The sequence below is a fragment of the Pseudoalteromonas sp. NZS71 genome, from assembly GCF_015864715.1.
GTDB lineage: Bacteria > Pseudomonadota > Gammaproteobacteria > Enterobacterales > Alteromonadaceae > Pseudoalteromonas > Pseudoalteromonas arctica.
This window is the reverse complement of record NZ_JADYWS010000022.1, coordinates 38,643-53,820: the sequence shown is the minus strand read 5'-3', so window position 1 is coordinate 53,820 and position 15,178 is coordinate 38,643. Positions and strand designations below refer to the sequence as shown.

The window sequence follows — 15,178 nt, the reverse complement described above, 5'->3', positions numbered from 1 at the left end:
AAATCGCCCCTAGATTGAACAAATTTCAATCCCAAAAATCAACACGGCCTAGCGTATTTTCAGATTTTTTAAATCAACCCAATCTACCTAATAGGATATTTTCTTATGCAAAAGCTAACAGATGTCGGTGAAAACTTAGTTAATGGTATAGCATCTCGTTATAACCTCAGTCACGATGCAGTAATTCACATGTTAGTTAGCGTTAATAACGGCGGTTGCTCAATGGCACAGTTTAATTGCCCAGAACTTGGTGGTTCTGGTCAATGGATGCGTGGCGGAATGACAATGGTTGGCGACATGTTTAACAACGGTTTAAAATCAACCGTTGATAACTTGTGCAACGAACTTGCTAATATATTGAGCAATAACCAAATATTTCCGGTTATTCCTGCAGGAACGCCTGGCATCAATCAATGGTGGCCAGGTAATCTAGGCAGCCCATTTAGCAGTGGTGCGCAAAATAATATTCGCTACGCTATATTCCCTAATCGCTTAGCCGTTGAATTAAATGGACAAGTGAGCGTATACGACACGTTAGATCATAATATTGGTGGTGTAAGCCAACAGCAAGGCAATAATACCTCTCTTACATTTAACAGTCAGTGGGGGACAATTAATGTAAATACCCTGCCATTAATTTCAGGGCAAACGCCAACGCCTCCAGAACCACAAAAAGACTTTACGCAGCAAGTAACGCAGCCGAATTTTGCATCGTTAACACCAAACCAAGTTGAAGCACCGGCTAATAATACTGTGGGGCAATACTCGGTAGACGAAACGCTTCAAATAATTGAAAAGTTAGCACAACTTCGCGACTCTAATGCGTTGAGTGATGATGAATTTAATATTAAAAAGTCTGAACTATTAAAAAGGATTTAACCACTATCCTCCAATAGCATAGCGCTAAGTAAAAGTGGTTTATACGGTCTCTTTTTTATTCGGTAACATATGAAAACATTTAAATGTAATTGCACAGATCAACTTATTTTATTTTTTGAAAGCAGCCATTGTTTGGCTTGCGGCAGAACCGTGGGTATAGACGACGATTTCGATCAAGTTGAACCCTATGAAATTGATGAGCAATCGGGGTTATTTTACAAAGCAGAAGCGCCTGAAGTTTTTTATAAAAAATGTGATAACAACGCTCAGTATCACGTATGCAATGGTATGGTTAATTTAGACACATTTATACCTGTTGCCGATAAAGACGAAGTGCTGTGTTTTTCGTGCCGCTTTAATGAAACGGTGCCCGATTTAAGTATTGTTGAACATATTCCATTATGGAAAAAAATGGAGACTGCAAAACGTCGCGCTTTGTATACATTAAAATCATTATCACTCCCTTTAAATACAACGATTCAAGAACCTGAAAGCGGATTAAGCTTCGATTTTATAGCAGACCGTAACGTAAGCGATCACTTTGTAAGCCCTATTATAGGTCAGGACGTTGTATTTACAGGACACGATTGCGGGCATATCACTATAAACCTAGCTGAAGCAGACGACGTAGCACGCTCTCAAGCTAAAATAGCAATGGGTGAGCGTTACCGTACTTTACTTGGTCATTTTCGCCATGAACTTGGTCATTATTATTTTGATCAACTAATCGCAAATTCACCAAAAAAACATGCTTTATGTAAGCAATATTTTGGTGATGACGAATTAGATTACCAGCAAGCGCTCGATACTCATTACAAGCAAGGCGCGCCAGCTAACTGGCATGAAACCTTTATTAGTGAATACGCTACTATGCACCCTTATGAAGACTGGGCAGAAACATGGGCGCATTACATGCATATTATCGATACGCTAGAAACAGCCAAAAACTTTTCAATTACAGGCTCAACAACGGGTAATGAGTTTGAATTAGATGAAGCAGACGAGCTTCGATTGCCACAAAGTGCTTATTACTTTAATTCACAAACATCGATTGATGCTATTTTAGATACTTGGATGGAATTTTCGATCATTCTAAATTCACTAAATCGCAGCATGGGACTTGCCGATGCCTACCCATTTGTACTTACTCAAGCGGTGCGAACTAAGTTGTCTTTCATCCATCATGCTATTCATAACAGGCTCAATTTAATGCCTGATTTACTAACATAAGAAGTAATTAATTGAGTAAGATAGTTTACTGTTTTACTCAGTAAACTATTAAAATAACTGATAAAGAGATAGAAAACATTAGGGCGTATTGATCTTTTCGAAGACTATATTCTATTAGTTTTAAATTTAGAATTTTGGGTGCTATAAGCGACAATAAAATAATCACGATATGTAAATGCCCCTAAAACACTTCACTGTAAAATGAGTAAGGCTTAACGTTCCAACTAAGGCAAAAAGTAAATATAGAACGGCTGTAAAAAATGGCTAATAGTAAGAGCGTATAAATTTTAATCACTCGTTCTTAATAAGAAACTGAACAATATTTATAAGTCGCTAATAAATAATAAAGTTAAAATTAGAAACACTACAAAAATGGGAGTAAGTATATAAAAAAGAATATTTGATATGATTTTGTGTTCTTCTCTGAAGCTAAGCAAGCTATTGTACTGCGCCCTAAAAAATGGAAAAGTAAAAAAAGATCTAAAAATAAACCACAATACTAAGCTGCAGTGCAATTTTATTTCAAACCAAAACTGTTCAGGCTCAATATTTATAGAGTGACCAGCAGTGCTTTTTCCACCTATCGACCAGCCTGTTATGAGCTCTAACATAATAGCTAAAATTAATAGAGCCGCTACCCAAAGTGCAGCGGACTCTAATGACTCTCTTTTTGAGATAAATTTTGAACGCATCTTTATTCACACATTACATTTATAACTACTCTTCCCATTTACCCAGCGCTTGTTTGTCGCTTTGTTTAAACTCAACCCAATTTGATGAGTCTTTAAAGTGCTCTTTTTTCCAAAACGTGGCGTGGTTTTTTAAATAATCCATTATAAATTGTGCGCCTTCGAACGCGGCTTGGCGATGGCGGCAAGTTACGCCTACAAATACAATTTGCTCGCCAAGTGCTAAGTAACCAACGCGGTGAATAATGCATATTCTCGCCAGTTGCCAGCGAGTTTGTGCTTGCTCTGCAATAGATTGAAGCAGTTGCTCGGTCATACCAGGGTAGTGCTCAAGCTCAAGTGCAGTAACGTTATCGCCACTGCTGAACTCTCTTACCAAACCTGTAAAGGTGACAACAGCGCCATCGCTTTTATTATTACTACAAAGCGCATTGTGCTCGTCACCTACATTAAAATCATCAATTTGTACTTGAATATGTATGCTCATTAGCCACCTGTAACCGGCGGGAAAAAGGCAAGCTCATCCCCTGCTTTCACTATTGCGTCGCTTGATGACATAGTTTGGTTAAGCGCTGCAAGTAGCTCACGCTCCTCCAGCCACGGTTGCCAATGCGGGTATTGGCTAACTAATCTTAATTTAAGCTCTGAAATACTAAGCGGCTGCGTAATCTCAAGGCTTAATTTACTGCACTTCAAGCGCTCTTTTAGTTGCCCAAAAAACAATAACTCTACATTTTGGGCGCTAGATATAGCATCGTTTGGATTAATCTCGCTGCCAACTGCCATTTTTGCCCCCAGCTTTTTGAGTAACGCGCATACCGCTAATTTCCATTAGTGGGTCGGCTGCTTTACACATATCAAACAAAGTAAGGCTAGCCACAGATACCGCTGTTAACGCTTCCATTTCTACGCCAGTTTTACCGGCAAGTTTGCAGTAGCTGGTTATTTTAATTTGGCTGTTTGCTTCATCAAGTTCAAAATCAACAGCGACTTTAGTAAGTGCAAGCGGATGACAAAGCGGAATTAAATCGGCGCACTTTTTAGCGCCTTGAATACCCGCAATACGTGCCACGCCTAACACATCGCCCTTTTTGTTTTGATTAAGCATTACTTGTTCAAAGGCAAGCTTGCTCATGCTAATAAATGCTTCAGCTGAGGCATCGCGCAGGGTTATGTCTTTGAGCGATACATCAACCATATTAGCTTGGCCGTTTTCGTCAACGTGGCTTAACATACTATTGCTCACGCGATTCACACTTTTTACCAATGGTAATATGCGGTACAAAGTTACACGGTTTATGCATTGAGTTAAGTTGATCTTTTATAATACCTGTCCACGCTGTTTTACATGCGCCTGTAGAGCCTGGCATACAAAAAATAACGGTGTTGTTAGCAAGTCCCGCAAGTGCACGAGATTGAATAGTTGAGTTACCAATTTCACCGTACGATATATGTCTAAATAGCTCACCAAAGCCGTCTACGCTTTTATCAAACAGCGGCGCAAATGCCTCAGGTGTTGAATCACGTTCGGTAAATCCTGTACCACCAGTCACTAAAATAGCGTGAATGGTGTCGTCGGCTATCCACTGCGATGCAATAGCGCGCATTTGGTACACATCATCTTTTACAATTTCTTTATCCGCTAAGTGATGACCCGCCTCAGTTAGCGCTTTAATTAAGTAATGACCAGAAGTATCGGTAATCGCATCGCGCGTGTCGCTTACGGTAAGTACGGCAATGTTTAAAGGTATTTGTGACTCGCTTGTGTGGCTCATAATGTTCTTCTCAATTGGTTAATGCTTAGGTCAAAATGCTCATTTACAGCTTTAAATTGCGCCGGTGTATTGGTGTTTATTAATGCATGCGCTTTATTACATAAAAGCGTTTGCACACCAATGCTTTGGGTAAACTGTTTTATTGATTTATGACTGTTTGCGTTTGTGAGTATGTGTTTTAAATGATTTTTTACACTGCTTGTATTACGAATATACAGCGGTAGCGGTTCATTTTCAAAGTGCCAAGCATGTATTTGTGACTGATTTAATTGATTGCTCACACTTTGTACGTTATTTGTCTGAGAAGCCAGCACTATTGTGCTTAACAAACTACTCGTAAGTAGAGGCATATCTACCGCAGTAATAAGTAAATCGTGCTCAGTGGCTATTAATGTTGAGTAAATTCCGCCAAGGGGCCCACTGTTTGGGTATATATCTTTAACGTACTTTTCTGAGGGATAATCGCTCGGTGAATAATGGTTCAATGATTTGATTGGATTTGTAACGTTGCGGCTTATCAGTATGTTTTTAGCGCCTGCGTCTTTTAATAAATCACACGCATTGTGCAATAGCGTTTTATTTTTTAAAACTAAATCGGCTTTGTCTGTGCCCATTCTTGATGACTTACCACCAGCAAGCACAACACCTGTAAAATCTCGATTAGCTTTTACTTCCATATTAGCCGCCCAACATAGCTAAGTGAGTTGTCGCACCTGTTAAGCGTTTATCTAGCTCATGGCTTATTTCTTTATTGCCCATAGCGGCTCGAATTGCCTTTACGGTCGCTGCAGTATCGTCCTCGTTTAGTAGTTCGCGTAAATCTATACCTTGCTCGGCAAACAAGCATAAGTGTAATTTACCCAGCGCCGACACCCTTAAGCGATTACAGCTTTTACAAAAATCTTTACTGTACGGCATTATTAAACCAATACGACCATCGTAATCAGGATGACAAAACTCCTCAGCGGGTCCGTTTAGTTTCCCCCTAACTACTTGTAACCAACCTTGGTCGAGTAATTGGGCTTTAACCGTTTGCCCACTTAAGTGGTTTTCTTCAAAAAAGGTTGCGCCGTCACCTGTTTCCATTAATTCTATAAAGCGAACCGTAACTTTGTGGTGTTTTACCCACGCTAAAAAATCCTTCAATTGGTTTTTATTAAACTGCTTGGCAAGCACTGCATTTATTTTTATGTCTTTTATGCCCAGCTCTACCGCGCGCTCAATCCCTTTTAAAATAAGGGTAAGTTTGTCGTGCCCTGTTATGAGTTTAAACATACTCGGATTTAAACTATCAATGCTGACATTAAGCGCATCAAGCCCTGCTTCTGCAAATTCATCAATTTTATTTAATAAATTAAACCCGTTGGTAGTAATAGCTACTTTTTCTATGCCTGGCGTATTTTTACAGAGCTTTATAATATCGGTTACGTCGTTTCGTAAGCATGGTTCGCCACCTGTAATACGCACTTTTTTAGTACCTAGTTCTGCAAACGCATTTACAAGCGTGCTAATTTCGTTTTTATTTAAAAAATTACGCGGCGTATCGCACTGATACCCGTTTGGTAAACAATAACTACAACTAAAATTACATACATCGGTTATTGAGAGACGCAAATAGTTAAACTGCCGACCAAATTGATCATTAAGCATATGCTTCCTTTTTTCTTTACATTACAACCGCAACATCAATGCTGCTAGAACCTGCTTTGTAATGTTGTTTTATTAATTGGCTTAATTGTGTTTTACACGAACCACAGTTCGTTCCACATTTAAGTTCTGACCCCAATTGCTCTACCGTGTTTGCACCGTTTTTAATGGCGTTTATAATTGGCTGCTCTCTTACTTTAAAGCAGCTACACACTTGCATACCTTGGGTAAATTCTTCATCGGGGGTTGCATAAAGCAAAGACTGTAACTGTGTAAAACTCAGCAAAGGCTCTGCAAATAAATGGTTTATCCACTCAAGTGATATTTCTTTTTGCTCATTAGATATAACACCAACAAACGCTAATTGATCGTTTTGAATACACTGCACATGCATAGCTTTTGCCGTATTCATAGCCGACCACTGCCCTTGCAAACCGGTTAAGGTTTGGCAGAAATACAGTAAATCACTTTGTGGTTCATTAAGCGCCAACTGATAATTAAAGCAATTACTTGCATTAACTTTGAGCCAAAAATCACTTTTTATAACAAGTTCGTTTTTAGCAAACAGCTGCATATATTGCGCATACGGTGCTTTAACTATATTAACAGCGCCGTGTTTACACTCAGCCTGACCAGATAGTGGGTCAACTACCGATTGATACAGCCCGCTTACTGTTGCTGATGACGCAAATTGCTTGTTCCAATGAATAGGCATAAAGCATTCGCCTTTTCGCACGGCATCGGTTACTTTTGCATGCGCGGTAACCTGCCCTGTTTGGGCAATCGCACTAATTAAATCGTTTTGTTTAATTGCTAATTTACTGGCATCAAGCGGATTAATTTCAATATACGGGCGTGTAATATGCGATGAAAGCGCGGTACTTTTACCGGTGCGGCTCATGGTATGCCATTGGTCGCGTATACGACCCGAGTTCATTACAAACGGATAATCACTTGATGTTTGTTGCACCGGTAATTGCGGCGTTATAGGTATAAAGCGTGCTTTTTTATCAGCGGTGCTAAATTGGTTATCTGTAAAAACCTGACCATTTTTATAAGGCTGATTTTTAACAACCGGCCACATAATGGGTTTTAAATTATCGTACTGGCTTTTTGTGAGCCCAACTAAACCAGAAAGATTTAGTAATCGGCTGCCGTTATTTTCAAAATCAGTTAATTGTGCCCATTCTTCAAAAATGCCACTAGGTTCTATAAAATCAAACCCTTCAAAGCCCATTTTTTTAGCAACGTCGCACATAATTTGCCAATCGTTTTTAGCACCCGAATAAGGCGCTACTAACGGTCGTTGCCTTGATATTCTGCGTTCTGAATTAGTCACAGTGCCGTTTTTTTCACCCCATCCAGTTGATGGAAAAGCAACATCGGCAAATTTTAACGTATCACTTTTTGCAATACAGTCAGATACAACCACCAACTCGCAGGTCTCTAATGCCTTTTTAATAGCGGCGTTGTTGGGCAAGCTCACCATTGGGTTTGTTGCCATTATCCACACTGCTTTTATTTTGCCTGCGGCTATTTCATCAAACATATCAATGGCATTGCTGCCTGCTTTTTTAGCCATAGTTGGCGAGAGCCAAAAACGTTGCACAAGTGATTGATGCGCTTCGTTTTCAATATCTAAATGCGCCGCTAACTGATTAGCCAAACCACCTACTTCGCGCCCGCCCATCGCATTGGGTTGGCCTGTAATCGAAAACGGACCGCTACCTGGTTTAAGTAATTTACCTGAGGCTAAGTGCGCATTAATAATGGCGTTGCATTTATCTACACCCGAGCTTGATTGATTTATACCCATTGAGTAAAAGCTAATCGCACTTGGGCTGTTAGCAAATAGCGCGTAAAACTCAGTGACTTGCTCAATTGCTATATCGCAAAAGTCGCTAACTGCCTCGCAGCTCCATTTTGTTGCCTCTTGCAGTGCGCTTTCAAAGCCGTTTGTGTGCTGAGCAATAAATTGCGTATCGAGGTGGTTATGCTCATTTAAATAATTAAGTAAGCCGTTATAAAGTGCGGCGTCACTGCCTGGTTTTATATTTAAAAATGTGTCGGCAAGCTCAGCTGTGTCGGTTTTACGCGGATCAATAACCACCACTTTCATATTTGGGTTAAGCTGCTTTGCACGTTCCATTCGCTGATACAAAACCGGATGAGTCCACGCGGCATTAGAGCCAATTAAAATAAGCAGCTCAGTTTGCTCTAAATCCTCGTAAGTACACGGCACTACGTCTTCACCAAAAGCGCGTTTATAACCTGCCACAGCAGATGACATACACAGGCGCGAATTTGTATCAATATTGCCTGAGCCTATGTAGCCTTTCATTAATTTATTAGCGATGTAGTAATCTTCTGTAAGCAGTTGCCCCGATACATAAAATGCCACAGCATCGGGTCCGTGCTTTTGTATTATGTCGTTAAATTTATTGGCAACATGGTCGGTGGCTTCATCCCACGTAACGGCTTGGTTATTAATAAGAGGCGTCGTTAAGCGATTATCACTGCCTGTCGTGTCGAGCAAATGCGTGCCTTTTACACATAAGCGACCAAAGTTTGCGGGATGCTCTCGCATGCCTTCAAGCTTGGTAGGCACATTATTAAAAAGTGAAATATCAACACCACACCCTACACCACAGTAAGCACATGTTGTTTGTTTTAAACTGGTTTTATTTATAGTTGGTGACGTGTTTGCGGTTGTCATGCTACTGCTCTCTTTTAGTGTGCTTTAATTAGTACGTTTTAATTTATGCAGGTTGCTTTACAGGCTCATTAAGGGTAACTACGTTAATGGTGTTACTAGCTTTTGCGAGTGCGCTGTTTATTACGTTTTGAACGAGTTTTTCACACCCTCCACAACCTGTACTGGCTTTGGTGCTTTGCTGCACACTTGCTAGGTCTATAAAGCCTTTAGCGACTGTTTGCTCAATGGTGTGTTTAGTTACTTTATGACAAGCGCAAATAATGGCGTCATCAGGCAAGTCGTCGGCGCTTAGCTCTGCGATGTCGCCGGCAAGGGGCATGATGAGCGCTTCGGGGGCGGTGGTAAGTTCAATGTCGTTTAAATGATATTGCAGTAAATTATCGTAATCGCTGGTATCGCCAACAAGTACTGCGCCAATCAGCTTATTACTTTGTGAATTAGTGACTACTTTTTTATAAATGCCATTGGGTTGGTCTTCAAAGTAATAGCTTATTGCGCCTTCGCTGCGTGCATGTGCATCGCCAATAGAGCCTACTTCAACACCCATTAATTTAAGCTTAGTACTCATATCGGCACCGCTAAATTCATCGGCTTTATTGCCTAAGCCAGTACTTTGCAGAGAGTCTTGCTGGGTCTGTTGTAAAATATGCCCAACTGCTATTTTAGCCATGGCGTAACCGGGTGCCACTAAGCCAAAAATAAAATTATTCCATAGTGCACATTCACCAATCGCGTATATGTTTTCATCACTCGTTTGGCAATGGTTATTAATTACAATACCGCCGCGCTCACCTATCTCTAAATTAAACTCGCGGGCTAAATTATCATAAGGGCGAATTCCCGCAGAAAATACAATCATGTCGGTTTCAAGGGTTTTACCGCCTTTAAAACACATTTTATAACGGCAACTTTCACCTTCTACTATTTTCTCGGTTGCTACCGATGTATGCACAGTAACGCCTAAATCTGTAATTTTGTTTTTTAGTAACCGACCGCCTCCCGCATCAACTTGTACGCCCATAAGTTGCGGTGCAAATTCTATTACGTGAGTCTGTAAACCCAGTTGCTTTAATGCGTTTGCAGCCTCAAGCCCCAGTAAACCGCCACCAATTACCACGCCTACTTTACTACCGTGGGCTGAGTTTTTTATTGCGTGTAAATCGTTAATGGTGCGATAAACAAGGCAATGCTCACGATCTTTACCCGGTATAGGAGGTACAAATGGAAATGAACCTGTAGCAAGCACAAGCTTGTCGTATTCAAACAACTCCCCTTTAGCGGTTGTTACTGTTTGCGCATCACGATTTATATCAACCACTTTAGAATGAGTATGAAAGCACACTTGCCAATCGTCATAGGTTTTACTGCATGTAAGTGCGAGGTCGTCTGCGGTTTTACCTTTAAAAAAGGAAGATAGTTGCACTCGGTCATACGCTAAACGGTCTTCACCGCTCAGTACCATAATTTCAAATTGTTCATCAGCTTGATTTTGAGAAACTAGCTGCTGCACAAAATGATGCCCCACCATTCCGTTTCCTACCACTACAACACGCTGCTTGCTTAGCATTTACCCACCTCAAAGTGATATCTACTTTAGTAATTGACTAAAATTGAAATCGAATAATTTGTTATAGGATTGTTATAGCAATATGCAAGCCAAATATATAAGCATTATAAATCAGTAAGTTGCCTACTTTGGTGCAGAGGTGAAAAGCGTAAAGCCCCACAAGATGGTGCAATTGCACCATCTTGTGTCGCTATAAATTACAAGAGGATATTAGAAGATAGTGAGGGTTAAAATTTAGCGCTCATCCATACCCATAATTTTTGAGTATCGACTTTATTAGCAGCAGTATCCCCCGCTGAGTAATCAGCGTATTTAGCACCGACAGAATAGGTTTTATTAATAGGTTTAACGTATTGTACGTTTAGCTCATTGCCTAAATCGTCAACCCCATTTGATTGCTCATTGGCATCAAAACGGTGATAAGCCACCAGCCATTTCCCGTTAAACGCTTTACCATTTAAACTAATATAAGCGTCGTCCAAGCCTTGTGATGGTGTATTTAAAAACGTATCGGCCCAACCATTAAATTTATGTAAAGTAGCAAGCGGTGTTGCAAACCCGTAATCGCCATTATCAGAGCCAAGTGACTCTATGCCAACTTTTAATGTTACTGTTTTTATGCCTAAACCATTTAAATCCACAGCGCCTTCAAGTGCATAATAGTCTGCATCAAAATCGTTCACGCTTGTTGAGGCAGACTGCGTTGCATACTCCGCTTTGTAATAAAACTTTATGTCGTTTAGGGTTTTATTACCGTTAAAAGAAACGCCATAAGTGTCTAAACTGTCGTCTTGTAGTGCATCGTCACTTAATAAATAACTGTATAAAACCACTTTACCGTAGTCTGTTTTAAAGCTTGCATTAATTAGATGATCGGACGACTCAATGTCTTTATCGTCAGCAAATATGCGGTTACGCTTATTTAAATAACTGTATTGTAAATCTATGTTATTAAATGCGTAATTAATGGTTGCTGCATCAAAGGTTTGCCTGTCTTGGCGCCAACCTACGTGCCCAACAAAACGCTGTCCATCAAGTGCTATTACTTGGCGCCCTACTTTTAGCGATAAACCATCGCGTACATATTTAACAAAGCCTTGGTCAATCTCAGTGTTTTCTGGGTCTGCAATAACAGAGTAATTAGTATTTTTCCCCACCGTATTGTTGTAATCATCTACGCCCAATAGGCTGCGAATGTCTTCTACTTCAATAAGGGCTGAAAAACCATTCATCTCATCTGTTTGATGCGTTAAGCGGGTTCTAAGTGTAAAGCCACTTGCATCTTTTAAAGCATTGTCTTGATCAACGCTTTCAAAACGCAGTCTAAAATCAAGATCAGTTTGCGAAGCTTGGCTTATTGAAGGCGCAGTGAAGCAACCCAGTATAAAAATAATAGGTAAGTTGTTCTTATAGTTAAGCATTTTGGTTCTCTAAGTTTTAATTATTAATACACATACCAAAGCAATAAATAAACACAGCGAAATACATTTCCAGACCATCACTGGATCGCGTTTTAGTATTGAGCTTTTATTAGCGGTACTTTCTAAATAAGGGTTAGGTTTATTGATATCGTTTATAAACTCAGAAAAAGCTTGGTATCTGAGCTCAGGTTTAGGGGCAAGCGCCTTCATAAGGGCTTGATCTAACCAAAACGGAATATCGGCTCTGTATTTACGAATACTTGTGTAGTGCCAATGGCTATAATCTTTTGGCGCTACGTGGTTAAGTGGCAGTGGTTTGTAAGGCAATTTTGAGCACAATAACTCATATGCAATCACGCCAAGTGAAAACAAATCACTTTTAAAATCGGCGTGCATAGTAATAAGTGTTTCGGGTGCCGTATAGTCGGCAGTGCCTTGCGGGCAATCATCCGCAATTTGTTTAACCGACTCGTCCATAGCCGCAACACTTACGGTGCCGTAATCAATGAGCGTTACTTTACCGTGCGCATCTATCATTACGTTATCAAGTTTTAAATCGCGATGCACCATATCGAGTCGCTGAAACGCCCTTAGTGCATGTACTATTTGTTCAATAATACTGCGTACTTGGGTTATTTCTGGGTGCGGGACGTCGTGCTTCCAATCACTGAGTGTTTGCCCGTCCATGTACTCACAAATATGATACAAAAAACGACTCTGCGATTGCGTACTTAGCACTTTCATCACGTTTAAATGGTTTATGCGTTGCCCTACCCAGCCTTCTCTTATAAAGCCTTGAAGGTAGTGCACATCGTCTTCAAAATTAACCGAAGGTGCTTTTAAAACCACTGGCGGTATATCGGGCGCTTGTTGCACTAAATAAATGTGCGAGCGACTACTGGCATGTAATTTACGAATAACCGTGTAGTCATCAATTTTTTGACCAACATTAAGCGCAGGTGGAATTTTTCGTCGTGTTAGCGAATGATAAAGCTCATCTAACTTTTGCTCGGCAATATTTTCTACTTTTACAAGCAAACAACTTACGTTGTCGTCACTACCTCGCGCTAATGCAAGTTCGGTAATTGCTTTAGCCGCATTTTCTAAATTAGTGTGCTCCAAATTAACGTGTTCATTAATTAATTTAGCTATATCACTACGTGGAAGCACATCGTGTACGCCATCGCAGGTTAATATATAAATATCGTCTGCTTTTAGGTCAACTTCGTATACATCTATTTCTTGATGAAGTTGTGCGCCAAGTGCACGCGTTAGCGTATCGTTTACTTTGTGATCCCGTGTTATTGCCTCTATTTTATTTCCTCGCAAGCGAGTAATACGCGTATCACCTAAGTGAAATATATAACCCGTTGCCGACTTTAAAATAAGTGCTGTAAAAGTCGTCATCCAATCGGCTTGGCGCTGACCTAAGTGATTGTAATTAACTGATTGCGAATAAAGCCACTGATTTAAACTTGCTAACACCTTCGACACTGACTTTTTAACCGCCCAACTTTCGGGGGTATTTAAATACTCATTTATAAAATGAGTAACCGAAAGTTGAGACGCTTGTTTAGCATTTTTTGCTGATGAACACCCATCGGCTAAGCAGGCAATAACGCCTTTAGACTCTTTTTCTTGCGCTTTGGTATTAAGAGCAGCAAACGCATCTTGGTTTTCTGCTTTTAACCCTTTAGCGCTGTGCCCGCCAAATGAAACGTTGAGTTCATTTTCAAGCGCTTTAGCGTGGTGTGTTTCATCAAACATAGTCAATAATGCCTTAAGTCACTGAAATAAGTTCAACGGTGCCGTCTTCATTTACTTCGGTAATATGCCCGTCTGGTTCTTTCATAAAAAATAGTGCGCCTAAGCCAAGTAATGCACTACCCGCAATAATGAAAAAGAAGGTTTTATAATCAACAAGTGACAATGCAGTTAAGTAAACTACTGCACCAACATTACCGTAAGCCCCTGTCATACCTGCAATTTGCCCTGTTAAACGACGCTTAATTAGTGGTACTGCGGCAAATACAGCGCCTTCACCGGCTTGCACAAAGAACGAACATGCCATAGCAGCTACTACAGCAAGCCATAAAGGCCACGATGCATCAACCAAGCCCATTACAAAATAACCAACAGCAAGACCCATCGTAAGTACAATAAGTGTTATACGACGACCCAATTTATCTGAAATCCAACCGCCACCAGGGCGAGATGCTAAGTTCATGAATGCGTAAGCAGAGGCTAAAATACCGGCATACACCATATCAAGCGCAAATACATCCATAAAAAACAGCGGCAACATAGAGACAACCGCAAGCTCAGAACCAAAAGTTGTAAAATATAAAATATTTAAAACAGCTACTTGCTTAAACTCATAACGATGCGACTCAGGTACTGGCTCTTTAAAAATATGACCATTTACGTCAAAGGTTTTATATACTTCGTAAATATAAAGTAGAACTAAAAAAGCATACACAGCAAGTACAAAATTAGCCGAAATTAAGTTAGCACCGGTTGGCGAAAGCTTCCAAGTAAGTAATGCTAATGCGCCGTACATAGGAATTTTCATAATAAGCAGTAATACAAAGTCGCCTTTACTGGTTACTTCCATTGCGCCTACTTTTTTAGGTTTAAAGTATGTACCACCTTTTGGCGTATCGGTTACATTTAAATACCAAATAACACCAAATATAACGCTTAATACACCGGTTAAACCTACTGCATAACGCCAACCATCTTCGCCACCAAACATAAGTGCAATAATTGGTAATAACATAGCCGCTGCTGCTGATCCAAAATTACCCCAGCCGCCATAAATACCTTCAGCTATACCCAACTCATTAGCAGGAAACCATTCACTCACCATTCGAATGCCCACAACAAAGCCAGCACCAATAAAGCCTAAAGCAAAACGCGCTATTGCGGCTTGCTCAAATGTGGTTGCCATAGCAAACATAAAACATGGAATACTACAGCTAATAAGGAGTGCCGCATAAACAATACGGGGACCAAATTTATCGGTTAGCATACCCACCACAACACGCGCTGGAATAGTTAACGCTACATTTAAAATTAGTAATGTTTTAACTTGTGCCATGGTGATCCCAAGTGAACCCGCTATGGCACCTAATAAAGGAGCATGGTTAAACCATACAAAAAATGACACAAAAAAGACCATCCAACTCAGATGCAATACTTTCATTTTTCCGCTAAACGATATTAGGTTAAACCCAGAACTCGGTTGCATGTTT

At 40.2% G+C, this 15,178-nt stretch carries 13 protein-coding genes; 2 read left to right on the top strand and 11 right to left on the bottom strand.

Features of this window, described 5'->3' with window-relative positions; genetic code table 11:
* Positions 1 to 105: 105 nt before the first annotated feature.
* Both I6E85_RS14850 and I6E85_RS14845 read left to right on the top strand, forming a co-directional pair.
* Positions 106 to 879 (top strand): SHOCT domain-containing protein, encoded by a 774-nt coding sequence (locus tag I6E85_RS14850; protein ID WP_024590930.1) that lies wholly within the window; start codon positions 106 to 108, stop codon positions 877 to 879.
* A gap of 69 nt (positions 880 to 948) precedes the next feature.
* Positions 949 to 2,109 carry a putative zinc-binding metallopeptidase gene (locus I6E85_RS14845; protein ID WP_024590929.1) on the top strand — a complete coding sequence of 387 codons (1,161 nt, stop codon included), beginning with the start codon at positions 949 to 951 and terminating at the stop codon, positions 2,107 to 2,109.
* Between the two features lie 717 nt (positions 2,110 to 2,826).
* On the opposite strand, the gene moaE is transcribed toward I6E85_RS14845, so the two are convergent.
* The 11 genes from moaE to I6E85_RS14790 form a co-directional block, all read right to left on the bottom strand.
* Positions 2,827 to 3,285 (bottom strand): molybdopterin synthase catalytic subunit MoaE, encoded by a 459-nt coding sequence (gene moaE, locus I6E85_RS14840; RefSeq protein ID WP_024590927.1) that lies wholly within the window; start codon positions 3,283 to 3,285, stop codon positions 2,827 to 2,829.
* Positions 3,285 to 3,584, bottom strand: coding sequence for a MoaD/ThiS family protein (locus I6E85_RS14835; protein WP_024590926.1), 300 nt, complete (start codon positions 3,582 to 3,584; stop codon positions 3,285 to 3,287). The genes moaE and I6E85_RS14835 overlap by 1 nt, the downstream gene beginning before the upstream one ends.
* Positions 3,562 to 4,032 (bottom strand): cyclic pyranopterin monophosphate synthase MoaC, encoded by a 471-nt coding sequence (gene moaC / locus I6E85_RS14830; protein WP_166377637.1) that lies wholly within the window; start codon positions 4,030 to 4,032, stop codon positions 3,562 to 3,564. The genes I6E85_RS14835 and moaC overlap by 23 nt, the downstream gene beginning before the upstream one ends.
* Position 4,033: 1 nt before the next feature.
* Positions 4,034 to 4,573 carry a molybdenum cofactor biosynthesis protein B gene (gene moaB / locus I6E85_RS14825; RefSeq protein ID WP_008135434.1) on the bottom strand — a complete coding sequence of 180 codons (540 nt, stop codon included), beginning with the start codon at positions 4,571 to 4,573 and terminating at the stop codon, positions 4,034 to 4,036.
* A complete protein-coding gene (locus I6E85_RS14820; protein WP_024590924.1) occupies positions 4,570 to 5,250 on the bottom strand; it encodes a molybdenum cofactor guanylyltransferase in 681 nt (226 codons plus the stop codon). Before I6E85_RS14820 ends, moaB begins: the two co-directional genes overlap by 4 nt.
* Before the next feature lies 1 nt (position 5,251).
* Positions 5,252 to 6,223, bottom strand: coding sequence for a GTP 3',8-cyclase MoaA (gene moaA / locus I6E85_RS14815; protein WP_024590923.1), 972 nt, complete (start codon positions 6,221 to 6,223; stop codon positions 5,252 to 5,254).
* 16 nt (positions 6,224 to 6,239) lie between these two features.
* Positions 6,240 to 8,936, bottom strand: coding sequence for a nitrate reductase (locus I6E85_RS14810; protein ID WP_024590922.1), 2,697 nt, complete (start codon positions 8,934 to 8,936; stop codon positions 6,240 to 6,242).
* A gap of 43 nt (positions 8,937 to 8,979) precedes the next feature.
* Positions 8,980 to 10,503 (bottom strand): FAD-dependent oxidoreductase, encoded by a 1,524-nt coding sequence (locus I6E85_RS14805; protein ID WP_024590921.1) that lies wholly within the window; start codon positions 10,501 to 10,503, stop codon positions 8,980 to 8,982.
* A 227-nt stretch (positions 10,504 to 10,730) separates the two neighbouring features.
* Entirely contained in the window at positions 10,731 to 11,924 is a 1,194-nt protein-coding gene (locus tag I6E85_RS14800; protein WP_197237077.1) for an alginate export family protein, read from the bottom strand.
* A gap of 9 nt (positions 11,925 to 11,933) precedes the next feature.
* Positions 11,934 to 13,691 (bottom strand): bifunctional protein-serine/threonine kinase/phosphatase, encoded by a 1,758-nt coding sequence (locus I6E85_RS14795; protein WP_197237076.1) that lies wholly within the window; start codon positions 13,689 to 13,691, stop codon positions 11,934 to 11,936.
* A 13-nt stretch (positions 13,692 to 13,704) separates the two neighbouring features.
* Complete coding sequence (locus I6E85_RS14790; RefSeq protein ID WP_197237075.1) at positions 13,705 to 15,174, bottom strand: NarK family nitrate/nitrite MFS transporter; 1,470 nt, start codon at positions 15,172 to 15,174, stop codon at positions 13,705 to 13,707.
* Positions 15,175 to 15,178 lie beyond the last annotated feature (4 nt).